This is a genomic window from Marinimicrobium locisalis, from assembly GCF_039822625.1.
GTDB lineage: Bacteria > Pseudomonadota > Gammaproteobacteria > Pseudomonadales > Cellvibrionaceae > Marinimicrobium > Marinimicrobium locisalis.
In genome coordinates, this window is sequence record NZ_JBDLLG010000002.1 from 53832 (window position 1) to 77676 (window position 23845).

At 57.7% G+C, this 23845-nt stretch carries 18 protein-coding genes; 3 read left to right on the forward strand and 15 right to left on the reverse strand.

Going from position 1 to position 23845, the window contains the following annotated elements; translation table 11 throughout:
• Positions 1–116: 116 nt before the first annotated feature.
• The 6 genes from AAE514_RS02020 to AAE514_RS02045 all read right to left on the reverse strand — a co-directional run bounded on the left by AAE514_RS02020 (position 117) and on the right by AAE514_RS02045 (position 8225).
• Complete coding sequence (locus tag AAE514_RS02020) at positions 117–1703, reverse strand: S8 family serine peptidase (RefSeq protein ID WP_347329831.1); 1587 nt, start codon at positions 1701–1703, stop codon at positions 117–119.
• Positions 1700–2284, reverse strand: a complete 585-nt coding sequence (locus AAE514_RS02025; RefSeq protein WP_347329832.1) for a hypothetical protein — start codon at positions 2282–2284, stop codon at positions 1700–1702. Before AAE514_RS02025 ends, AAE514_RS02020 begins: the two co-directional genes overlap by 4 nt.
• Positions 2281–2844: a sigma-70 family RNA polymerase sigma factor gene (locus AAE514_RS02030; protein WP_347329833.1), complete on the reverse strand. Its 564-nt coding sequence runs from the start codon at positions 2842–2844 to the stop codon at positions 2281–2283. Before AAE514_RS02030 ends, AAE514_RS02025 begins: the two co-directional genes overlap by 4 nt.
• An 18-nt stretch (positions 2845–2862) precedes the next feature.
• Positions 2863–4086, reverse strand: a complete 1224-nt coding sequence (locus AAE514_RS02035) for a hypothetical protein (RefSeq protein ID WP_347329834.1) — start codon at positions 4084–4086, stop codon at positions 2863–2865.
• Positions 4083–6119 (reverse strand): hypothetical protein, encoded by a 2037-nt coding sequence (locus AAE514_RS02040; protein WP_347329835.1) that lies wholly within the window; start codon positions 6117–6119, stop codon positions 4083–4085. The genes AAE514_RS02035 and AAE514_RS02040 overlap by 4 nt, the downstream gene beginning before the upstream one ends.
• A gap of 264 nt (positions 6120–6383) precedes the next feature.
• Positions 6384–8225: a glucuronyl esterase domain-containing protein gene (locus AAE514_RS02045; RefSeq protein ID WP_347329836.1), complete on the reverse strand. Its 1842-nt coding sequence runs from the start codon at positions 8223–8225 to the stop codon at positions 6384–6386.
• A 326-nt stretch (positions 8226–8551) separates the two neighbouring features.
• Here AAE514_RS02045 and AAE514_RS02050 point away from each other — a divergent pair, with 326 nt between their 5' ends.
• Together AAE514_RS02050 and AAE514_RS02055 are read left to right on the forward strand one after the other, a co-directional pair.
• Complete coding sequence (locus AAE514_RS02050) at positions 8552–10912, forward strand: DUF748 domain-containing protein (RefSeq protein WP_347329837.1); 2361 nt, start codon at positions 8552–8554, stop codon at positions 10910–10912.
• An 86-nt stretch (positions 10913–10998) separates the two neighbouring features.
• Positions 10999–11892 (forward strand): alpha/beta hydrolase family protein, encoded by an 894-nt coding sequence (locus AAE514_RS02055; RefSeq protein ID WP_347329838.1) that lies wholly within the window; start codon positions 10999–11001, stop codon positions 11890–11892.
• 106 nt (positions 11893–11998) lie between these two features.
• Here AAE514_RS02055 and AAE514_RS02060 read toward each other — a convergent pair whose 3' ends face one another.
• The 5 genes from AAE514_RS02060 to AAE514_RS02080 all read right to left on the reverse strand — a co-directional run bounded on the left by AAE514_RS02060 (position 11999) and on the right by AAE514_RS02080 (position 16115).
• Positions 11999–12826 carry a glycoside hydrolase family 11 protein gene (locus tag AAE514_RS02060; RefSeq protein WP_347329839.1) on the reverse strand — a complete coding sequence of 276 codons (828 nt, stop codon included), beginning with the start codon at positions 12824–12826 and terminating at the stop codon, positions 11999–12001.
• Between the two features lie 242 nt (positions 12827–13068).
• Complete coding sequence (locus AAE514_RS02065) at positions 13069–14127, reverse strand: GNAT family N-acetyltransferase (RefSeq protein ID WP_347329840.1); 1059 nt, start codon at positions 14125–14127, stop codon at positions 13069–13071.
• Between the two features lie 207 nt (positions 14128–14334).
• Positions 14335–14838: a CC0125/CC1285 family lipoprotein gene (locus AAE514_RS02070; RefSeq protein WP_347329841.1), complete on the reverse strand. Its 504-nt coding sequence runs from the start codon at positions 14836–14838 to the stop codon at positions 14335–14337.
• Between the two features lie 51 nt (positions 14839–14889).
• A complete protein-coding gene (locus AAE514_RS02075; protein WP_347329842.1) occupies positions 14890–15627 on the reverse strand; it encodes an anti-sigma factor family protein in 738 nt (245 codons plus the stop codon).
• Positions 15624–16115, reverse strand: coding sequence for an RNA polymerase sigma factor (locus AAE514_RS02080; RefSeq protein WP_347329843.1), 492 nt, complete (start codon positions 16113–16115; stop codon positions 15624–15626). Before AAE514_RS02080 ends, AAE514_RS02075 begins: the two co-directional genes overlap by 4 nt.
• A gap of 154 nt (positions 16116–16269) precedes the next feature.
• On the opposite strand from AAE514_RS02080, the gene AAE514_RS02085 reads away from it, so the two are divergent.
• Positions 16270–17661 (forward strand): S8 family serine peptidase, encoded by a 1392-nt coding sequence (locus AAE514_RS02085; protein WP_347329844.1) that lies wholly within the window; start codon positions 16270–16272, stop codon positions 17659–17661.
• A gap of 30 nt (positions 17662–17691) precedes the next feature.
• Here AAE514_RS02085 and AAE514_RS02090 read toward each other — a convergent pair whose 3' ends face one another.
• From AAE514_RS02090 to AAE514_RS02105, 4 genes are all read right to left on the reverse strand, one after another.
• The gene (locus AAE514_RS02090) at positions 17692–18681 is read right to left on the reverse strand and encodes a hypothetical protein (protein WP_347329845.1); all 990 of its coding nucleotides are present in this window, start codon (positions 18679–18681) and stop codon (positions 17692–17694) included.
• 64 nt (positions 18682–18745) lie between these two features.
• Entirely contained in the window at positions 18746–19588 is an 843-nt protein-coding gene (locus tag AAE514_RS02095; RefSeq protein WP_347329846.1) for a hypothetical protein, read from the reverse strand.
• Between the two features lie 525 nt (positions 19589–20113).
• Positions 20114–22636 (reverse strand): S8 family peptidase, encoded by a 2523-nt coding sequence (locus tag AAE514_RS02100; RefSeq protein WP_347329847.1) that lies wholly within the window; start codon positions 22634–22636, stop codon positions 20114–20116.
• An 8-nt stretch (positions 22637–22644) separates the two neighbouring features.
• Positions 22645–23631, reverse strand: coding sequence for an AAA family ATPase (locus AAE514_RS02105; protein WP_347329848.1), 987 nt, complete (start codon positions 23629–23631; stop codon positions 22645–22647).
• Positions 23632–23845: the final 214 nt, after the last annotated feature.

Below are 23845 nucleotides of genomic sequence, written 5' to 3' on the forward strand. Positions count from 1 at the left end.
CACTTAATCCTTACCCTTTTAGCCGGCTGCTCCCAGCCGGCTTTTTTTATGAACCTGCAGCTAGGGACCCGCGACTTACGGTAAACACGGCTACGCCACAATAGGGAAAGGCTCTACTAATGACATTCGCCACCGACTTGCACCAACCCCCAACCAAAGGCTTCGTCCCGTCCGGCGGCACCCAGGTCCTTGGCGGTATCGCTCAGACCAACACCCCGCTGCCCGGCCACCAGCCAGGCGGCCGTGACCAGAGGCGCGGCAAAAGAGGTTCCGGTGTGATAACGCCCGGCGTTCTCGCCATCGGCAGCCCAGACATCCACGCCCGGAGCGGCCAGATCAATATACTCGCCCCGGTTCGCTTGGCTGTACAGGCGTTCGGCGGCATCGACGGCGGTTACGGCAACCACGCCGGGCTGAGCCGCCGGGAAGCTCGGCGGCGCATCGGGCCCCTGGTTGCCCGCCGCCGCGAACAGCGCAATGTCTCTCTCAAGCAAATTGTCCAGCGCCAGTTCAAAGACCCGGTTGCGCTCGCCCCCCAGGCTCAAGTTAACGGCCTGCACCCGATGCCCGACCAGCCAGTCCAGGGCCGAGAGCAGAATCTCAGTGCTGGTGTCGGTGTGCTCCCCACGTTGGCGAAACACTTCGGCGGCCCAAAGTTCACTGTCCGGCAAGAGGCCGGGCGTCTGCGAGCCCCTCGAGCCCACGAGCAAACTGGCCACGGCGGTGCCGTGCTCCGGCTCCGCCGATTCACCACGGACAAATTCCCGCCGGGTCAGATTGGCGCCCGCCAAGGCCGGATGCCGGTCGTTCACGGCGGTATCCAACATGCCGATACGAAAGCGAGCATCGCAAGCGCCAGTGGGCTCCGGCCAGCCTATTGCCCGTCGCGCATAGCGACGCCGTTCGCTGAGCAATTGATAGCGCTGGTTGGTGTCCAGGTTCAGATCCGGAAGGTCCCCGCGCACGCGGGCGGCCAGCGCAGGGGCGTTTGCATCGGGCGGCAGACGAAAGACACTGAGGACCAGCCCCAGGTTATCGAGGCGCTGGCGGGATTTGATGCGCAATTGATAACGTTGGAGTTGCCGAGCCGCCGACTGCGCCTCGGCCATATCGGCACTGACCAACAACAATTCGCCCGGTTCGTAAGGCAACGAATCCGGGTCGGTCGTCTCGTCGTCGGAGGGAGGACTGGGAGGCGGCACGGGCGGCGGAGGCGGGGGTGCTCGCCCCAGCAAGCTGCCCCCGCGCTGAATCGCCGGTCGGGTGGGCGCCGGCTCGGCGATATCGGGTTCGGGTTCGGGTTCGGGTTCGGGTTCGGGTTCGGGTTCGGGTTCGCTAACATCTTGCTCCGGTTGGTGTTCGACGTCCGCTTCTTTGCGCGATTCGACCGCCTTCCGGGGAGTGCGTGTTGCCTCGATCGCCGGTTCCCGACTCGACGGTTCGGCCGCGCTTGGGCGTTGTGGTTCTCCTGGCGCTTCGGTCTGTTGTTTTTCCTCCTCGCCTGTTGGCTTTTCGGTGGCAACTTCGTTTTGCGAGCGGCCCTCTTCCCGCCGACTTTTCCGGGGGAGTGGTTCCGCGCGCTTCACTTCACGGGCGGTATTTTCCGGCGCTACTGGCGCTTGTGCCAATAGCACCGACGAAGAAAATAAAGCTCCCAACAGACCTACAAACACAATGCCCAAGCGTGCGCCCGCCAACCTCATGGCGCAATTACCTCTTCCACGAAGTCATAGTCCCGCAACGTCTGGACGGCCGCTTCGGTGGAGGCTTCCTCGGATAGAGCCAACCGAAACACACCCAGGGCGCTGGGACCGGCGACAATGCTACCGTTAACGTTCAGTACCGCGGTCTGAATATCGGTCATGGTCGCGGTGGGGGCGAATACTATTTGCAGCCTTGGCCCCTGGGGAACGAGCTCCCCGGAGGCCGGCGCCATGTCCACGGTCGACCCGTCTTCCCAGGGCGCGGGGCCAACCAGCATGACCGCCTGAACCGCCACAATAACGCTGGCGGCAATGGCCACGGGCTTCCAGAAGTTCTTCCTCGGCAACAGGGCCGAGGGGTCTTCCCCTTCCTCGCGCAGGGATTTTTGCAACCGTGCCAACCCGAGTTCTCCCGGGCCCGTCACCGGTTCATTCTGCAGTGAGCCCTTGAGCGCCTTTGCAAACTCCGCTTCACGAGCCAGTGCCGGGTCCTCCTCCATTTTCTGTTCGAGCGCGCGGCGCTCGGCTTCTGGCAGGCGACCAGTGGCCCACAGGTTCAACTGTTCATCAATCTCTTTCACGGGGACCTCATGGCATTGGCCAGTTGTTTCTTTAATAAAATTTTAGCGTGGTACACGCGGGATTTGACGGTACCCTCGGGCACCTTCAGGATGCGACCGATTTCCGAATAATCCAGCTCTTCAAAAAATACCAAGTGCAGCACTTCCCGATGGGGCTCAGACAAGGTCCGCATACAGGCACGCAGCACTTCTCCATCTTTAACCACCGAAAGCGCCTGCTCCAAATCCGCCCCGGGGGTATCATCCGGGAGGTTGTCATCCAACTCCGTAAATTCACGGCGGCCCTGTTTGCGCCAAAAGCTCATGACTTTATTGTGGGCGATGCCAAACATCCAGGTGGTGACTTTGGCCCGCCCGGCGAACCGAGCGGCCGAACGCCACACCTCTAGCATCACCTCATTGAGTAGGTCGGCCGCGGCAAACGAATCGTTCAATTTGGCGAGCAAGTAGCGATACAGTCGCGTTTCATGGCGGCGGTAAAAGGCCGTCATTGCCTCCATATCGCCGCCGGCCATGGCATGCAGTAAACGTTCGTCGGTGTCCTGTTCCGAAACGGCCATAGTCGGTATCCGGGTTATTTAAGGTTTGGTGCGAAGGGGTTGTAATGGGCTCGCCGCCAGAATGGTGCCACTGGCATCAACTGCCACCAGGCGCCAGTAATAGGTATGCCCGGGCACCAATTGATACAGAACCGCGGGCGACAGGCGGGTGCGCCGGGCACTCCCCTTTACCATCAGTCCGGTGGTGGGGGCGGTGTCGAATTCCGCCGGTTCACTGCCGGGTTGTTCCGGTTCGACGGGCGAGCGCTGCTCCGGGGGCTGGTCATACAGCGCCAACTGATAGGCATGGGTGTTGGGAACCGCGCGCCATTGGAATTCCGTGTCGGCACCAAGCGCCGTATTGTTATCAGTGCTCACATTCATTACCGGGACACGCTCGGCCACTGTGGCCGAGACACCGCTCACCTGATAGCGCAGGACAATGTCATTCTCTGCCAGACTCGGGTGAACCACGCGCAGCCGCAACAGGTACAGGCCGGGCTGCTTGGTGGGCAGCGCCGGGCTGCGCAAACTCGCCACCTGCCCGGCGCCCAGGTACTCGCGCACGTTATCCAGGCGGCGAAACAGAGGTTCACCCCGAGTGGTGGCCGGGGTAGCCACTTCCCATACCGCCTCCAGCAAACCGGCCCGGTCGTAGTGAATGTCGGCCCGGGCCCGCAACCGCTCGGCGCGCGCCACCGAGGCCACGGCGGCGCCATCGTCAAAGCGTAGCGCCACCCGCCGGAGCATCAAACCACTGGCGGTCACATCCGCCCCTTCGGGAATGGAGCGCGCCGCATTGGGCAGGGGCCTGGAAAGTCGAAGCGTTTGCACGCCCGTGACCGGCATGCCGTGGATACTGAACTGGCGAATGTAGGACAGCTCTCGAGCCCCCTGCGCTGCGGCTTGCCGACTGACCTCGGCCGGTATGGTCAAGGTTTCACTGAAGCTGAAGGTGAGGGCTCGGCCATCGGGCGTGCCGGTGAGCCTTTCGGTCAGAGGCTGACGAACCACGCCCAGGGGTTCGCCCACGGCTTGGTTCCCCAGGGTGAAATACCCCACATCCGAGCTGACCGTGCCAATGCGGTCACCGAAGGCCCGGCCTTGCCAGAGTACCGACACCCGAGTCTCGGTGCCGGCCATCACGGGACGGGAGACCGAACAGGGTTGAGCGGCGGGGCAGATCTCCACCTCCTGGGCCGAGGCGGGAAGCGCAAACCACACCGCAAAAAGGCTAACAATGGCAAAACGGACGGCGGTCATGGTCGCGCTCCTGGGTAGCTCACCGGCACGCTGGTGCGCAGTTCAACAAAGGCCTGATAGCCCTGCACCGAGCTGGCCATAAAGAGCGAGTTCTGATAGTCATTGCGGGTCACCGACAGGATGAGCTCCAGCCCCGCGCTGTTACGGGCGGGCTCGCGAATTCGCCAGTTGAGATGGCTGCTGAGGTAAGTGGTTTGGTCCCACTGGGCAAAAAAGGGATCCTCTCGGGCGCTGGTCTGGTTTAGGCCCACGCTGACGCCGCCATGCAGCCGATTCGGGATAAATTCCGCATTGGCATCGAACGAATACAAGTGGCGGTCGGTACTGACGCCCTGCTCCGGATAGGTCGTATGCTGAAACTCCCATCCGATAAAAAAGTGGTAGTGCCTCGTGAGGTTCCAGCCGGCGTCCAGTTGCGTGGCCCGGGTGCGGGTTTCCGGCTGCCAGCCGGTGCGATCTTTCACCGTGTCGTAATGAAACCCCGCCGACCACTGAAGCTGGACTTTGGTGAAGGCGGCGCTCAGACCGTAGCGCCGGGTTTGCAGGTCATTGGCCAAGTACCCCTGCGGCGTATAGTCATCAATCAACGTGGTGCCACTGGCAGTGAGGGTGTAGTTCGGTTGGCCCAAAAAGGTGAGTAGTGGCCCCTCGGGCAAGTCGGCATCGAAATAGGCCGCCCGAAGATTCCATTGTCGGGTTTCGGAAGTGGCGTAGTTGGCATCGTCGGTGAGGTTGCTGTCCTGCACGGCATAGCTGCCATCCCAGGTCCACTGGTTTTTGGAGAAGTCGAAGAAGAGCCGGTCCATTTTTTTGTCAGCGGGGGCGTAACGGTTGGCCAAGCTTTTGTACCAGGTTCCCATTTTCTTGGACTCCAACCCCAGCCGCCAATCCAGGGCGTCCATTCCCGAGGGGGTCGGGTCCAGAACCAACAGCGTCGACCAGGCCTCACCCTCTTCCGGGTCAAAACCCCGGTTCACGCCGTCAAAATCGTATTCGCTCTGGGCTTTTTCCAGGCGGACCCGCAACTGGCGCTGAAAGAACTGGCCGTCCATCCTGACGTTCCAGGCGTCCCCCTCGGTAAAGATTGCCTGAGTGTTGGGGTCCAGGCTGCCGTAGTCCGGCTGGTTAACTCGGCCCGACAGCCGCTCACCGGCAATCATCACTTGGGCGGTGTCCCCCTGCCAGGGCCAGAATGACAGTTGCCCCCCGCTTAGGCGGTTGTTTTCCTCATCCGTGCCCAGGCCGGCATCAATGCCCAGCTGTTGTTGCCCGGTCGCCTGATACACCGACACAGCGCCGTCCCAAAGGGGCAGACGAGCGCCGGTGGAGATACCGCGGCGCTCAAAACCGTCATGAATTAAACTGGCGGAGGCCAATTGTTGGTCCCCCAGGGTCAGGTGGTAGCGATCGAAGTCACCACGCAGGTGAAACCGGGCGAGGTCCACTCTCCGGTCGGCGATGGCCAGTGTTTTATCCTCCACCGCCATCAGGTCGAGATGACTGCGTAGCCGCCAACGATCCCCACTGAGCTCGGACGCCAGATAGCCCCCACCCTGAGCCCCGAAGTCGTCGCCGCCGGTGCCCTCACTCTGCGCTACCCGCCGGCTCAACGCCAGGTCCAACTGACCCTCGAGACGGGCCGAGCGAAGGGCTTGTGAGTGACGCACCTCAAAGGTCCAGTAACCCAGCTCCCTCACCTCCCCCTGCTTGCCGTAGAACATCACTCGCAGTTCATGGGGGCCGGGGGCCAAGGGGCGTACCGGCACATAGGTCCACCCGGTATCGCGGTGTTGAACCAAGGCGGAGACATCCATGCCGTCGAGCTCCAGGCTAAGCGGGCCCGCGGTATCGGCGATGGAGGTGCCGGCCCAGAAAAGGCGTAGAGGCTCGCGCGGCTGATAAAAACCCTGGGTCTGAGGGGATTTTAACCGCACCTCCGAGGGGACGGCCGCCAGGGAAGCGGGCACTGTCAACCAGCCGCCCAGGAGCAGTAAGGTGATCAGTGTTAGGGGTCGAAATGCGGCCAGGGCCATCCAGTGCTCGCTCTGCAAGAACCTCTTGAAACCCGTGAGTCGCAACGAGTCCGGTTCAGGTTCAATGTTTTTATCGGTTTTGCAGTGGAGTCACTCCATACCCCAGTGGCCCACTATCAGGTAGCTGAAGAATGACCTGATAGGCTCCAAATTACACGAAAACCGCGTGGGTTCCAAACCCGGCTCAGCGGGGCCTTATCAGAAGCAAAAAAACCGGTGCGTTTCGAAAAAGCGCACCGGTCCAGGAAGGTTCACTTTAGCGTTTTATTCAAGCGTGGGCGTCTCCCAATTCACCCATTCGGCGACATCCTCTTCACCGGCCTGGGTCGAACGCATTACCCCCGTGCTACCCGGTTCGCCCAACAGAAAGCGCTGAACGAAAGCCGCGAGTATGTCCTGCTGATGGTCAGGGAAGGCACAATGGGTATGGCCGCCGTTCTCCGAGTAAGCGATGTTTTCCGCCGCACCCAGCGCGCGGTAGATTTCTTTCGCCGCGGCGGTGCCTACATAGGCCGCTTTGGGCCCCAACCAATCGATGTCGTTGTCGATCACCAACAAACCGCGCGGGGCCACCATGCCCATTAGCTGGTGATGGTCGAATGGCAAGCGGGCCACATTCGGGCCGCCGAACGTGGAGCCAAACGACTCCCGGAACCAGGGCTGTTCGCCCGCGGCCTGACTCAAGGTTTGCACGTTGACGCCATCGTCCGCCATGGCCTGCGCCACACGCCAGGCCACCGCCCCGCCGGCACCGGATTCCTGAGGAATGGTCAGAGCGATTCGTTCATCCAATGCCCCCACCATCAGGGCGCCCTTGCCGTTGCGCGAGCAACCGGTCACCCCGAGTCGGGAGGCATCAATGAGCTCCGCTTCCGAGGCTTCCAGTACATCAATCAAACGGCTTACACCCCAGGCCCAAGCGGTCATGGAACTGGCGGAGTGGTCGCTGCCGTAGAGGTCGTAGAACAGGCCGGTGCCGCGCGAGTCCCCACCGTCCTGGGCTCCCAAGGCGTTATTGTTGACGTTGATGAGCGCAATCCCCTGGCTGGCAAGGTATTCGTTGTCGAGCGTCGACCCGCCAATGCCAATCATCGCCGGGAAGGGTCCTTCGCCCTCGCTCGGCAACGTCACCGACGCCGAGAAGGTAATCTCTTCGCCCTCGTGGCCAACGGTCACTTCTATCGTTTCGTTCGCGACCGAGCCCGCCACAGCTTCGGGCTTGAAGGGCTTAACGCCGGCTTCGTACTGCTGTAGCTGCCAATTCAAGTCCTGGCGGTGGCAGCGCCATTCCTCCCTGGAAGCGAGGCGCTCACCGTCCAACCCCATAAAGGGGTCCGGGAGCTTGGCAATGGCGGGCAACTCACTGGGGTGGGGCAAGGTCGGCACGGGGCAATCCGCGCCCGTGTTCTCGGCGCCGGCGGTACCCGGCTCGCCCGGTACCGTGGGCTCTGGCTCTTCTTCCGGTGGCGGAACAAACTCACCCTCCACCGAGTAAACAGCAATACCACTTAAGGTGCCGTTATCGATGACGGTTTCCACGTCAACGGTCAGATGTCCGTCACTCACCTGGACGCCTTCCACCGTGTAGGAGTAGGCCTGGTCGTGGCCCGCCTCGCTGTACAGGTCCAGTTCCGACAGTGCCAGTTCGTCCTCTAGACGGACGTTAAAAGAGCGCTCACCGTTGGCTTCCCAATACATTTCCACAAAGTGAAGCTGTACGTCATACAGCGCTTCGGTCACCGGAATTTCATAGGTGTAGGAACCGTAGCGCTCGGTCTGAAACAGCGCATCTTCTTCCGTGCCGCCAATCTCGTCGGAGGTGTTGTTTGGGGCGCCCTGCTCCGCAAACCGATCGGGCTGATAGGTAACGCCGTTGTAGCTCACTTCAGAGAAGCCACCCACATTCAGCGCCACCACCAAGGAGGGTTCACTGGAGGCGCTGCTTGAGGAAGCCACAGTTTCCGATGAGGCACTGGAAGACGCTTCGCTACTACTACTGCTATTGTCGTCGGGGGTCGAATCAGAACTACCGCAACCCCACAGGGAAGCAAGCAAGCTCCAGAGCAAACCTTGATGAATGACGCACCGTACCGTGTTATTTTTCATAAATAATTTCCTATTATTATCTTAGAATTTAGAGCGGCCTTAACCGAATCACCGATAGAGAGCGTTATTTATTTTGTCATACTTATTGTCATTGAGAATATAAGGGATAAGCATACTGCGCGGAAGCAGTCGGCACAAGAGAGGTGGGATAATTGGCAGGAATAGCGAAAGGCCAATGGCGGCGTATTTTATATACGTGCGCCGTTGGCGCCGTGACACTCAATCGTATTCGAGGGCGAGTAGAGCCCAGCCGCGCCCAGAGGTGACGCTCAGCTTAGACAGGTATACCCTTGTGTATTATGGCTCATTCCAACGGATGTGGACGTATGCAAAATAACTCTCTCCGCCGGTTTGGCGGTTATTTGCGAACTCGATGGGCGTCGCCGCGCCGGATTCGTTTCTGGCTGCTGGTGATTGTCGTTTTGTACACTTTGCTGGGCTTTTTTGTGGTGCCCTGGGTGGTTCACGAGATGGCAGTGAATACCGCTCGAGAAAACCTGGGGCGCGAACTCCGCATTGAATCCGTACACGCCAACCCCTATACGCTGACGCTGCAAATCGACGAGCTCGCACTTGAGGACACCGACAACCAACTACTGATCGGCTGGGACCGGCTGTTCGTTAATCTTTCCTGGGGAAGCCTCGTGAACGGGGCCTGGACCCTTCAGGCGATCCATCTCGACAACCCGATCATTCAAGAAGAGCGTTTCGCTTCGGGTGAAACCCGTTTCACCCGACTGGCAAGCGAACTTTCTGATAAGAAGGCCTCGGAGAAGGAGGGCTCGGCGTCATTGCCGGCATTAACGCTCGATGAATTGCGTGTAAAAGGCGGTGTGCTGCGTTTCGCTGACAACCTCCAGAACGGAACCGCTAATGCTAACAATACACGCCAAGTATCACTGGCTTTGCAGGATCTGAGTCTAGCGGTCGAGAATTTTTCGCTGGAGAAGGGCTCGCGCTCCCCACTCCACTTGGACGGTCGGCTAGAGGGCGGTGGTTTAATCACCTTCGACGGTGAGCTTCAATTGCTTCCGACTCCGGCCCTTAAGGGAAGCGTCGAAATCGACGGGCTGGCGCTGGCACAGGGCGAACCCTATCTGCGCCAATTCGTGAACGTTCATATCGATAGTGGCACACTCAGCCTCAGTGGCGACATTCTCACCCAGGCGAGGCAACCCTTCGCCTTTGAGGGCTCCGCCGGTGTGAAGTCGCTGAATATCACGGACGCTTCCAATGACGAGCCACTCATTGGGTGGAAAAGCCTGCAAGCCGAAAAGCTCCATCTGCGCCTGGCCGAAAAGCAGCTCGAAACCGGCGCGATTATCATCGATAGTCTCTCCGGTCGAGTGGTCGTCCATAAGGACCGAACGACCAATTTCTCGCAGCTTATGGTGAACCGCCCGGCCGAGAATGACTCCGACAACTCGAACAAGGACACTGCGGACAAGAAGCCAGCGCCGTTTGAAATCACTCTTGAGGGTATAGAGCTGATCGACGGCGCCCTGCGGTTTGCGGACCACTCTCTTCCTCTGCCTTTCTCAAAGAGCATCCACCGGTTAAGTGGCCAAATATCAACCTTGAGCTCCACCTCGGCCCAGTCGGCGGAAGTGAAACTGGAGGGCCAGGTCGGGGAATATGGACTGGCGCAGGTGGAAGGCGCACTTCACGCTTGGCACCCCACACGGAAAACCAACCTGCGGCTGCGTTTCCGCAACCTCCAAATTCCGGAGTACTCCCCCTATACCGTGCGCTTTGCCGGTCGCAAAATCGCCGAAGGGACCATGGACCTCGATCTCGACTATACGGTTAAAAGCAAGCAACTCGACGGACAAAACAACCTAGTGCTGCATGACCTGAAGCTCGGCGAGAAGATGGCCGCCAGCAACGCCATGGACTTGCCGCTGGACCTCGCCATAGCTTTGCTTGAAAATAACGCGGGAGTCATTGATCTTGACCTCCCGGTGAGCGGGAGTGTTGGCGACCCGGAATTCGACATCGCGCAGGTGGTCCGCCAGGCACTGGGAGATGCGATTAAATCTGTCGTCCAGGCACCGTTTCAATTTTTGGCGAGCCTTGTGGGTGCCGAATCAGAAGAGTTGGGACAGGTTGAGTTCCCACGGGGTCGGTCCGACCTGCTCCCTCCCGAGCGAGCGCGTATCGCCAAGCTCCGCGAGGCCCTTAACCAACGCCCGGCGTTGGCAATTGAGCTCTCCGGTCCCTTCAGCTCGACCTACGACGGCCCCGCTGTACAACGGAAGAAAGCGATTGAAGCCCTGCGACAACGTTTGGCTGAAATGGATCGCGGCGTTGCGGAACCCAGCCTCACAGCCGAAGACAATCAGCGTGCGGTCGAGACGATGTTTAGCGCCGCTTACCCGGAGGTTGACCTGGAGTCAGTACGGGAGCGCTTTACCAAAACGCAAAGCGACTCCTCGGATACCACGGGCTTTGATGGCTTAGCCTACCGCAATCATTTAGCCGAAAAGGTTATCGCCGCCCAATCGGCCACGGACGTCGAACTCAAGGCCATCGCCAACGCAAGGGCCTCAGCGGTGCGAGAGGCGCTGGTCAACCCAGAGGAGGAGAGTGGCGTCGACGCCCAGCGGGTGCGCCTTCTTGAGCCCAAAGAGGTTGATTCAGTGGAAGGCGAGCGTATTGCCCTGGAAGTTGGCATCTCCGCGGAGTAGCCAGCCGAACGTCAATCCATTTAAGGGCACCTCTAATAATTATAGCGTTTTTCGATACACATTGACGAGATAAGAGAGAGTTTCACATGAAGAAAGTCGGTGTTTTTATTTTTTTATTGGCAACCTTCTTGATGAACCCGGGCGTGGCTGGAACGACGGCCTCACGGGTCATTGAAGATGGCGGCACGGGCGAGCATAGCGCCATAATGATGGGCGACGGGTCCCTACCGACTCATACATTGTTCCGACCCGAGAATATCAGTGACCTTGATAAAAAAAATACGCTACCAATCATTGTCTGGGGCAACGGCGCCTGCCACGACTCGCCCTGGGAACATGTTAACTTTTTGAACGAAATCGCCTCCCATGGTTTTCTGGTCATTGCCGTTGGCACTATGCCCACAAAAGAGGGTGAGCAAGTTACCGAACACTCCGCCTCCTCAAAGTTAGTGGACGCGATTGACTGGGCCATCGCCCAGAACAGCAATAAAGATAGCGTTTACTATCAAAAACTAAACCCGAAGCAGATTGGAGTCAGCGGTATGTCGTGCGGGGGATTACAGGCGCTGGAGGTAGCCGACGATCCACGCACCTCTACGCTGCTGATCTGCAATAGCGGTATATTCAACGATCCTATGCCAGAAAAACTCCCCGGCATACCGGAAGTGGATAAAACGCAGCTGAAAAAGATTCACACGCCCACGCTCTACTTACTCGGCGGGCCCTCCGACATCGCTTACGAAAATGGTATGAACGATGTAGAGCGCATTGACCATGTCCCGGTTTTTGTGGGTAACCTGGACGTTGGCCACGGAGGCACCTACTCTCAAGAGTACGGCGGTGAGTTCGCCAGAGTAGCGGCAGCCTGGTTTAAGTGGCAACTGAAAAACGACAAGGAAGCGGCGGAATTATTTGTCGGCGACCCGGCGGGCCTTAGCCAAGACTCTGAGTGGACGTTTAACAAGAAGAACCTGCTTTAAATAGCGCCTTGTCTGCGCATTACGCAGACAAGGCGACCGCTTGCGTTTGTAACCCGGCACCTAAGAAGGTGCCGAGCACCTCTGAACCGTGAGCGATACGACCTGTTTACTCAGCTCCCGCATCCCACACTCGGCCGGAGGCCGTGCCGTCATTCCCGGGGTTAAACACCTCCACCGCCATAACCTGATAGGTGGGGTCATCACTGGCGTTCAGGTTGTCCATGTCCGGTATAATCCAGCCGGTGTCGGCCCAAGCCTCAACGTGATCAGAAAAAATAATCTCGTAATCCTCTCCCAGCTCCCGTTGCTCGGTAGGCTTGCTCCAGTACTGATAGAAAGTGGATGGGCCATTGATCGAGGGCTTCTGCTCCCGTACCGAACGGTACGTGGAATACTCAACCCCATTACTGGTGAACGTTTTACCATAGATCCCATCTTGGCTGGGGTCGTAGGTCCAGCGTTGCAAGATATAATATTCCACCAAGTGCTCCGGGTTTGATGTCGACATCGTCTCGTCGTAGCCCCACCCGTACAAGGTAATATAGCTTGCGCCACTATCCTCATTGAATCGATAGCCGATAACCCGATCTTTATCACCGAAGTGCCACCCCGGGCCACCGACGTAGTTGTAGCCACCACCTTCCCAGCTGACGCTGAATTCGCCCTCCGGGTTCAAGGTTAGTGAAGCGGCGCCACCGTCCTTCCAATGGGTGAAGAAGTAATCACCTACGTGACCCGTGGCGTGGTTCTGCGTAATTAACGTTTCCTCGGAGAATTTTTGAGTATAGGCCTCATACTTTTCTATGGCGTTCGTTGTCGAAGCTTCCGTATTCGCCTCAGCTTCGGTGGTTTCTGGCGTTTTCTCTCCCGTCGCGCAGCTCAGTAGGCCGCTCATGGCTAGAAAAATTGTTGTTTTACGGAATACGTTTTTCAAGCTGCTATCCTCCCACTCTGTCCGGTAGCCCTCACTTCAAGTAAAGCGAAGGTGGACGTGATTCAATCATATTAGTCATAGTGCTACCTGTTGATTAAAGCACTAATTCTCACTAAATCAAATGTCACCTAACGATAAAGGAGCGAAGCCTTAGCGTTCGTCTCCTCCTCTCTAGCTGTTAGTATATACGCTGTTTTTATGAAATAAAGCTATAACAATTTTAGTGCAACGCCAATCCGGCTTTACAAAAAATACCGGTGAATAAGCAAGCCCGCGCACACCGTCCAGAGCCCCAAACTGAAAACCGGTAGAGCAATCATTACACGAACGGTGACTGAACGTTTAGCGGTGCTCAGATCCAGATAATGGGGCACGGACGGCAACATACCGGAGATCGCCTCATCAAATCGCTGCAGGTTCTTCTTGTGGTGGTTTAAGAAACCAAGCCCGGATTTTAATTTCAGGTAGAACATAATATTTACAACAAAACCAAAGACCACCAACACACTGACTATCCAGTTATTGGTGGTGGTTGCATCACGCTCCAGCAAGAAGGCAAAGGCCGTCAGTATGGCCGTCATAAAGCTAACCAGCATGCCCAGCTTGGTCCAGTTTAAGTTGTCTTCGTGCATGTAGAGGTTAACCGTACCTTGTTCTTTTTCTATCAGGTGCTGCACCAGCTCCGGGCGATCCACCTGAGCCATGCGAGTTTGAGGTCGCGTATTGGTTTTGGAGTAAAACCATATCGACCGCGCACGAACCACACCGTCATAGTCGGCCGGGGGGTGCAAGTCCCACAAGTGGGAGAAACCCAGCTTACGGTGGTAGTCAATCGACTTGGTATTCAGAGGTTCGTTGACCACTGCCGCCAACGCTAAATCCGTTTCCATTTCCTCAAATAACTTATTGTAAAGCGCCGTGGGGGCCCCACGTACCTCACCACTACCGCAAATTTGCTTAATCAACGTAAAAGGTTGGATAACAGAATAACGCAGGCAAGAGTTGACCACTTCCTCTGGTTGAATAGACTCGCTCTTATAGGCCAGCAAGAACCCACCAAGTTTGCCCTCTTGCTCTGCCACCCAAAAATATTCCGCCGTATCGACATAGTGTTTGTAGGCATCGAGAGAAAAGTTGGAAATTAGAAACCCGGTGCTTTCCGGATTCTTTAAGTTTTTGAGCAAAAACCGTTCGGCCAATGCATGCAGAGCGGGCACGTCATCGTAGGTGGCGCGCCGAATAGTGATCATGATATTGCAAACCTCTGTCTTAGGAGAAACCGAGACCGCTTTTGCACTCACGGGCGTTAGTGTCGCCCCAGCAGCTTTAGTACGAGAGCTTCTGGCAACAATGAAAGGGGCGACAACCAATGGTACAAGGAGTGGGCGCTGAACTGTACCTTTATCTTGCTAATTGGCATCTCTCTTCGTCACAACGCATTAATGAATTTGGCCGAGAGCCAGGCATCCCGCGACACGCGGTGGAGGACAAGATGGACACTTACTGCCCTATTCCACACGCTTGCGCAAATTGTCCCGGACTTCCAGCGCGTCGTAGCTGTCGCCTTCGGTGGGGCGTATGCCCTTGCCCAGGCGGATTTCCAGAATCACTTCCTGCTCTGATCGATCACCCGAACGGATCTCGGCGCCGTAAGCGGTGCTGGGGCTGGAGGAAGTGGTGCAGCCGAGCAGGCCGCAGTGGCGTTCCGTGCTCTGGGTTCGGCGGGCACTCACTCTGCTTCCCGACTCCTCCCTCGTACCGTCCACCTGCCTGTCGACCACCACAAACCAGTCGTAACCTGCCATCAGGGTCAATTCGGAGGCGCGCAGCAGGGCGTAGTCCATGGCTTCGAAGCGGTTGTCGCCGCGTATTGTGAACGATACGCGGTAGCGGTTATCGGCCACCTGGCTTTCCCGGTAGCCGTAGCCGCCGCCTTTGGCGGGCTGGTAGACCGGGCCCGCACAGGCACTGATCAACAGAAGCATCATCAGGACGGCCATTGGCTTTTTCATACACTGCCTCGCTGTTGTCGGGTTAACGGCTTTAACGCTTGACCGGATGGCCTATGGCGACGGCTGCCAGTCACGCTCAATCAATTGCTTTTCCTGCTCCGGCTCTATGATGCCGCCGGCCATCATCTGGTCCAGCGCGCTGTCCAGCAAAGAGCCACCGCTGGCGGTCTGATAACTGCCGGGCTCCGCGGCCCGCTGCCGAATACTGGCCAATTGCTCCCAACCGGCATCGGCCTGTCGGGTTCGGCAAGCGATGTTCTCCGATCGCTCGCCCGCGCCGGTGACCCGATACTGACGGCAGTGCTGACCCTCCCGGTTAACGAAGGTCAGGCGGGGGGTCATTTCCCGGCCATCGGGCAGGGCATCGGTGGTGCCGCTGGGCAGCGTTTCCAGACGCTGGGCGATGGGCTGGAAAGCGTCGGCTTGCGGATTTCCGACGTTTTCGGTGAACTGTGCCAGACCGAACCCCAGAGCGAGGGCAACAGCGGCCGCCATACCGGTTTGCGCGTTCAGCGCCTGACGGGCCCGGCGCCACAAGGGAAAGGCGATGACTTCGGCGGACTCGGGCTTGGCCTCGTCCTCCGCCAGCATCTGTTGAATGTCGCTCGGCAATGGCCGCTCATCAATGGCGTGGGCGCGCTCGCTCACGAGGTTGTCCACAGCGCTCAGCTCCGCCAGGCGGTCGGCCAGTGTCGGGTCTTCGGCCAGCCGGGCGCGAACCTGCTCCATTTCGGCCGGGGGCAGTTCGCCGTCCAGGAAGGCCGACAGGGTTTCATCGTTGATGTTCATGAGCGGGTCCTCGCTACGGATAAGTTCAGGCTTTGTATCAGAGCGGTTCGGGCGCGGGCCAGGCGGCTCATCACGGTTCCGGCGGGTATTTCCAAAGTGGCGGCCGCCTCCTTGTAGGACAGGCCTTGGACGGCCACCAACGACAACACCAGGCGCTGGTCGTCCGGCAGCTTGTCCATGGCGCGGCTGACCTGATCGAGCTCGACTTCGCTCGACATGGCCCGCTCTCCGTCGACGATTTCGCGCTCCTGCAGTTGAGGCTGCAAGGTCGCTTCTTGGCGGACCTTCCGGGATCGGTAGCCGTCGATCCACAAATTCCTGCAAACCCGGAACAGCCACTTCGTCAGTTCCACCCCTTCGGGTACCGTACGGGTCAACGCTCGCTCCACGGTGCTCTGTAGCAGGTCGTCGGCTTCGTCCATCGACCCGGTGAGCGAGTAGGCGAATCGTCTTAATTGAGGCAATACCTCGGTCAAATCACTTTTCATGGGCAACACCTTGCTGTTGTACCCTGTTAACGGGCCAGCGGGTTTTTTATTCCCAGGCTATTATTCCCTGCCCGGGGAATGTACTAACGGGTGAGCCCGTTATAGTAACAGGTGGCCCAGGGGCCAAACGCTCACCCTCATCGGAACTGCGATCATGAAAGCCAACGTCCGCACTCACCATTCGCCCAAGCCCCGACCCGCAAGACTGACAAGGTGGCCGCCGCTGGTGTTCTGCCTGCTGGGCCTTGGCCCATTTGCCCAGGCTCAACTGGGTTTACCGGCGGTGACAGAGACGGTCGAGCGCTCGATTGATTCTGTAGAGCGCCTGCCCCGGGACTCCCTCCCCGATGTCACCCGTGCCCTGGAGCGCCGGCTCAAGACCCCTTTACCGGACCGACTCCCGGAGAATCTGCGCCCACCGGTAGAGCCGCTGGGTGCCCTTCCGAGCACCTTGCCAATACTGGATTCCCGGGGCGCCACCCTGTTTATCGACGAGGAGGTGGAAGACGGCTGGCGGGCCGTGCAGCACGAGTGGCTTCTGATGCTCGCGCCCGGGGAACTGGCGCTGCTGACCGCCCTAAATGTCGAGATTCTGGAGCGAAAGCGCCTGTCCTCTATGGGGCTGGACATGGTGCGCTTCCGGGTGCCGGCACGGCTGGATTCCTATGCCGCTCTGCACAGCGCCTTACCGGCGAACCTGGCCGAACGACTGGATCGCAATCACATCTACAGGCCCCAGGCCGGCAAGCCATCCTCGGCCTTCGCCGAGCGCCCGCGCAAGCCTCTGTGCGAACAGGCCGTAAAGGTGGGCATGCTCGATACCGCGATCGCCACCGAGCATCCCGGGCTGATCAACAGCCGCATCGTGGAACGAAACTTTTTACCGGACCCCGAGGGTGCCGAGGAAACAGGGCCACCCACCGGGCATGGCACGGCGGTGGCCGGTCTGATGCTGGGGATCATTGGCGAAACACCGGCCCGCTTGCCGGGGGCGACGCTCTATAACGCGTCTGTGTTCTACAGCCGCAACCAATATGCTCAGGGCGCCACCATGATGCATCTGGTGTCGGGCCTGGAATGGCTGACCGAGCAGCCGGTAAGCGTGATCAATATGAGCCTGACGGGGCCCGATAACCGCATACTCGCCACCGCCATGGAGCGCATTACCGCTGGGGGTACCGCCGTGGTCGCGGCGGCGGGCAATGAGGGCCCCGCCGCCCCGCCGCTATACCCGGCGGCCTATGAGGGCGTGATCGCCAGTACCGCCGTGGATGCCGAGGGGCAGGTGTATCGCTGGGCCAACCGGGGGGAACACATTGATTTTGCCGGGCCCGGTGTGTCGGTACGTACCACCCGGGGTGATGGAAAGTTTGGCCATGAGAGTGGCACTTCCATGGCGGCGCCGACGGTGACCGCCCATGTGGCCTGTGCCCTGGCCAGCCAACGGGCGTCGAGTGAGGACGTGGTGCGGTATCTGGCCGGCCAGGCGAAAGATCTGGGGGAGGCAGGCCGCGACCGGATTTTCGGCCACGGCCTGTTGGAGTAAGGGGCTGGCGTGCATACGATCCGACAAGACTCAGAACTCCGCACTCAGTAATGCCGATACCCCGGTTTCCCGATAATCCGCCGCATCGAAGTTCGATTGGTAGTTGCCGTGCTCGACTTTGGTTTCCAGCGCCAGCCATTCCACAAAACTGAGTGTCCAGACCGCTTCAACCACATGACTGCGGTCGTGCCGAGAGCCCCTTCCGGTGGGCGACATGGGATCACCGGTTCCGGGCAAGCCCTCTCCGGTTTCATTGTCGGTGACCGGCAGTGACTCCTCGTTGTCGTAGTCCCGATCCTGGTACCGCCAGCCCAGTTGTATTTTGCTTTCCTGACCGGCTATCGAGCCTGTGTGGGAATAGCGGGCCCGCAGTTTAAGCGCGGTATTGTCGAACGCCGGCGACCGGGCGTGCTCCACTTCGCCGCTCACACCCAGCGACCAGAAGCTGCGGGCACCATTGAAAAAATAATAAACATCGCCGGCCAGTTCTTCACCCTCCGCATTGCGTTCGCGGTTGTTATCGAACCGTTTTTCGCTTTCGGTGTAGGCACTGCGAACATAGACACCCCCGCTAAACAGTTTGGCCGCGTAGAGGCTGTTCTTGGTCAGATCCAGCAAGGGGTCAGAGGCGAGCTTGGCGTCCGCGACATGGCGGCTCAGACCCCAGGTGATACCCGCCAGGTCAACGGCGGCATCGAGCGATGCGATACCCAGATCCTGATCGAATTCGCTGACCTCGTGATACCGGCGTGAGGACAGGCTGTAACTGCCTTTTAAAGTGATTCGCTCCGTCGGATTGAGCTCACCACCGATCCGGCCGTACAGGACGTTCGCCCAGTCGCCCTGGCTTGATGTCTGGTCTAGGGAAGCGACCGACAGCGTCGAATCATAGGCCGTGCCCGCCTGAAGTTTCACGTTGAAATCGGCCTTTTTATCCGGCGCCCCACCATCCTGAGCGAGGGCGGTCGCGCTGAAAAAGCCGGCGACAAGGGTGAACGCGATTCGGGGTAGTGTATTCATTGGATTGACTCCGAAAAAATCACCGGCGGGCGGATGCCCGCCGGTGTCAGTTAATGCAAGGACGTTAGCGAGTGATGTTGGCATTGAGTGCCTGATTGACGGAAGCTTCAGCGGCCCCTGTCACTTCAGTGGCCACCTCGTCGGCCACCGCGGCACTCACCTGCTGAGCCACTTCCGCATTCACCGCCGTTGACGTCGCCGCGCTCACGGAGTTGGACACTTCATTGCTCACCGTCTGGCTGGCTTCCGCGGCCACTTCGGCACCCGTGCTTGCGGCAACGCTGGCCGACTCCATCGCGGAAGCGGCTTGCGCCTCACTCCGGGTGCGAACCTCGGCGGCGGTATCAGCGCCACTGCGAGCCGCCGCTTCGCCAGTGCCCTGCCCCTGTTCCACACGGCCCTCGGCCTCATCACGCGCGGAGACCGCTGCGGTCAGCCCCGCATCAGCACCCGTGCGGGCTTGGCCCTGGGCGCTTTGTGAGAGAGAGGCCGCGGCATTGCCGCTGTGCTCGGCACCGGCCTCAATGAGGGATCGGGACTCGCCGGTCAGAGTGGTGGTGCCATCCGCGGTTTCACCGGCCGTTTCATTGGCAGATTCGCCGGTGCCGGATACCCCATTATCAATCTCAGCGGATTCCTCCTGGGTAGACGAGTCTTCGCGCTGACTGCGGACAACGGCCGAACCGCGCGCATCGCCCTGGGCGTTCATGGACATGGAAGGGTTTGAGGAAGCCGGAGGATTCTGTTGCTCCTGTTCGCCGGCCGGCTCACTGGTTTCACGATTTCCGTAAGTTTGCATCTGCGCGTCAGATTTAACGCTATTCTCGGCATCCGTATTGAAGGATTGAGCCGAGCTTGGCAGCGCCAGAACGGAAGCGATTGCGAGTGCGAGTGTTGATTTTTTCATGACTAAGACTCCTGATTGTTGGCTTTCAATCAGTTGACGTTTCAGCCAGAGGTTTATTCCATCAGGTAACTCTTCCCACTTGATTGGAAGGGATTGTTAAGGGGCGGGCGCAGATTTTTCGGTCAGAGTCGGTGCAGTTTAGATAGCCAATGGCAGAGACTTGAACCTCGAACCACATTACAACGTAAAAAGGCCCAGCATTTCTGCTGAGCCTTTTACGAAGTACTACAACTGTTCTTAACTCATTGCTTTCACTAAACTTTTTATTATTAGTAGACTTTATTTGACACTTTATACGAACAAGTAGCAGTTTAATTGACTACGATAATTGTTGTTAACAAAAGCATAACTTGGCAAAAGCAATTGTTCATATCTATCAAATTGGAGGCTTTATGCTTAGCAGAATTTACCTTTATTAGTATCAAATAACGGCAAATAATTCCAATATCGGGTACTTTTTGCAGTAATATGCTTTTCCTTTACTTTTTATTATCTATAAACACTACTAAATCCCAAACTCTTAGGCTAGGTCTCAATCTCAACCAGGGCTTCAATCTGATTCTCAACCTCTGAATAAATATCCACCTCTGCGTCCGGTACATCAATACTGACAATTAGGCTATAGCGGACGCGATTTTGCCAGCGCTCTTCGCTAGAGCGGAATTTCCACCAGCCCCCGACAGGATAAACCGCGATAGTGTGCATATCCGCCAAGTCGGCAGCTGATCCCGTCCAAGTGTCGGAATGCAGTGAGCCACGAGTTCGCAAATTGGGACCAAGTGACCAGCCACCAGCATCCCCCTCTACACCCTGATAATCTACCGTTGCGTCATTGACGACTCTGTTGATAGCAGCCCGGAAATTTCCCAATGGCTGGCCAGGCCGAATAACTTCAAATCGAAGTCCGTGTGACTGATAGCTATAGCGCTGACGGTAACCTCTGCGTCCTGGGTTGGGTTCGATAAAATAAGAGAGCGTCACTCGCAACTTGACGTCCAAATCAGGCGGTAGGTCCGAGAGAGCCTCATTAGGCCAAGGCAACTGAAAAAGCTGCATCTCATTCAACTTGGGGTCAGGAGATGCGTTTGCAGTGGCATTTTTAGTGTAGGGCTGGATCGTTTCTTGAGCGATTAGCGTCAACGCATGGTTGGCGCTGTACTTTGCGCGCTCCAAATTCGGCACTCCGTACCCAGCGCAGCGGAGCATCAGTCTCTTAGCGTTGAGGAGACTGTGTCCGTTTTGGAGCGTAGTGAAGCGCTCCCACATCCGCGGTGTCCATTCGGCCGAATGGACTATTAAGGCCCGAATGGTTTCTGGCCAATAGTCCTGATAACTAGCCATGAGTATCGCTGCCTGTCGGGAAACCAGCGCACAGGCCCCACTGGTATCCGCGGTGACTTCGAGTAGCTGTCCGGTGGTACGGCCGGAGGTTGTCAATAATGAAACAACATCGGCATCGGTGATCTCGGTGCCATCAGGAGACCGCAACCGGTTGCCACCCTCCGCTACAACGTCCGGCTTATAGGGCGCTTGCTTTCTCCATCCCCAGTTGACTGAGGAACGGCCGGCCGGTGCAATGTCGCCTGGCTCAGCAAAGGGCGACCACCCCGCAAACAGTGGATCATCATTGGTTGTTTTTTCGGTGTAGGCGCCAACAGTCACTGCGTTCCATGCTTGAGCTGGGTCTTCGATTTCGGCTACGTGCAATTGCTCCCAACAGTCCACAGCGGGGCTGAGCTCCGAGTTGTTGCCGGCGGAGATTACAAAGAGCCGTTGCTTTCCATCTTCCATTCCACAGGAGTATTGATCAATTTCGGCAGACCAGGAGGACGGTTGGCCGCCAACGGACTCGGCCTCCGTGGTAATAGCCAAGGAATAGACTCGGGAATACTCAGGGTGTGTAGTTTCAAGCTTTGCTGCAGTCCCTACGGTAATGGCGCCGTACAGCTCAGGGTCGTTATTACCAGAAGGAGGCAGTATTCGCGCCGATTCAATTCTGTGCGTGAGTAACACTTCTGCTGTGTCGACCATCGAATCGTTTAATTCGCCCAATGCCGCTAATCCTGCCTGACGTGAACCGTGATCGCAATATGGGGCAAATAGCTGTCTGGGCTGATATTCATCGTAGTGAGGCCATTCTGGACTCCAACGTTCGGCATGGTCTTCGTCGCATACAACATCGAGAATAGGATGGTTGTAGTTCACACCAGCGTCTAAAATTGCGACAGTGGTTGCTACATTCTCGTCTAAGTGTATGCGCTCAACTAGCTCATCCACCCATTCCTGTTGGTCTCTATAGGACATTGTAATAAAAGCACTAGGTGTATCCTTCGCGCGTCTCAGTTCCTCCAAATTAGCAATTAGCTCGGGGGCGGATTGGAGTTGGTCCGTAGAAGCCTTGATTAGGACAACAAAACTATCGAAGAAGCTAAGTGACGTATTCCCGAGCTCAGCGTTCAGTCGCTCTGCGAGCTCTTGAGCAATTTCTTTGGTCACAGGATCGTTAGGCCTCTTTTTGAGCCACAGCTCCCACCACACCGGTTGCTGAGTATTAGTCGGGAAGAGTTCGGGATCATCAGTCCAGAAGGATCGTAAGTTTGCTAGTTTAATCTCAGAAATGCTGTCAATAAGTCCCTGATTCGCGGGTCGCCCGCCTTTTCCGTTTTTTGTAAGATATCGGGTGACCTTATTCTGAAAAGCAGAGCGGCGCGACTCGGGAATGAAGACAGTCGCTACTTCCATACCTCCAACTGTGCGGCACGATCGAAGCTTGAAGTCTCGATTGTCAAGCTTATCCAGAGGGAGATCGATATCAGGAAAGCCGACAATTTCTACATAGATGCCGGTGTCGTCTGTAATGGGTTCAGGTGCCTGAGCCTGGCGAGCCTGAAATTGGGACAGTACATCCGCATATTGCTGTGATAAGGCAGAACCGTGACTGCTCCGGTTTCTAAGGGGAATCTCAGGATTTCTGCCCCGACGGCGGGATTGGAAGTCTTCGTTATTCCCAAATCCTTCTAGCAGTATGTGCGGCTTCTGGTCCGCCATAGAGTTCCTTACTGTTTTCCGCTTTGGCGACGATGAACCGCCTTCGTGATTAATGCAGTGGTAATTTTGGCGTCGTAGTGCAGGACAGCTTCCTTGGCGGCATCTTCACAGGCTCGGGTAACGTCGGCCGAGCTCAATCCATTTGCCCCCTTGATGACCTCTTCCCAAGCCAAAGCCTCCGTATCAAAGGCCGACAGCCGGTTTTCAATAAGCTGTCGAATTTGCGCCTGATCCGGCTTTTCGAACTGAATTATGTCGTCAAAGCGCCGATAGAGCGCCTTATCTAAGAGTTCTGGATGATTGGTAGCAGCGAGAATCACGCTCTCGGAGGTGTCCTGCTCGACAAACAGCAGGAAGGAGTTCAAGACCCGGCGGATCTCACCCACATCGTTGGTGGCGCCCCGCTGGGTCCCGATAGCGTCAAATTCATCAAAAAGATAGACGGCACGAGTTTGCTTGATGTGATCAAAAATTAACCGCAACTTGGCGGCGGTTTCGCCCATAAACCGGGTTATCAGGTTATCCAGCACTATGGTATAAAGCGGCAGTTTCAGCTCCGAGGCCAGCACGGCTGCAGACAGGGTTTTTCCTGTGCCAGGAGACCCAGTAAACAGCAACTTGCGACGAGGGGAGAGACCGAATTGCGCCAAGCGGCTCTTCTGACGTTGCTCTAGAAGAACCTGGTCCAGCCGTTCTCCGACTTCTTCAGACAGGACGAGGTCATTTTTCCGGGCCGTGCAGTGTGTGAGCTCCAACAGCCCCTTCAGATCGCCTTTTGGTTGCTGAACCAGCGGGGTAGGCTTTGGGGGAGCCACATTCAGGCTTTTCGCGGCCTTTTGTGATCGCTCAATTGTGGCCTTGAGGTCACTGGCCAGCTTGTGGTGGCCTTTGCGGGCCTCCTTGGCAGCGACTTGCAGAGCAATAGAGTAAAAACGCTGGTCATCTTGATCGGCGTGACTCTTTAATAGTGCTTTAATTTGCTCTGCGGTGGCCATACTCAAACTCAGGGGCTGTCGGGAGGGCCCAAATCGATTTGCGCCCTCAATCTAAGTAGTATAACCGGATGTCCTGGTCGATTCCCAGCGGTGCAGATTCATCCCCCGATTATCGGTGCTCCTAGTGTCAGACTTGGCAATTTCAGCGTGCTTTTTGTAATACGATGAACTTAGTCGGCCTGTCAACACCGGCCCACTTTGTCCGCCGCACCCT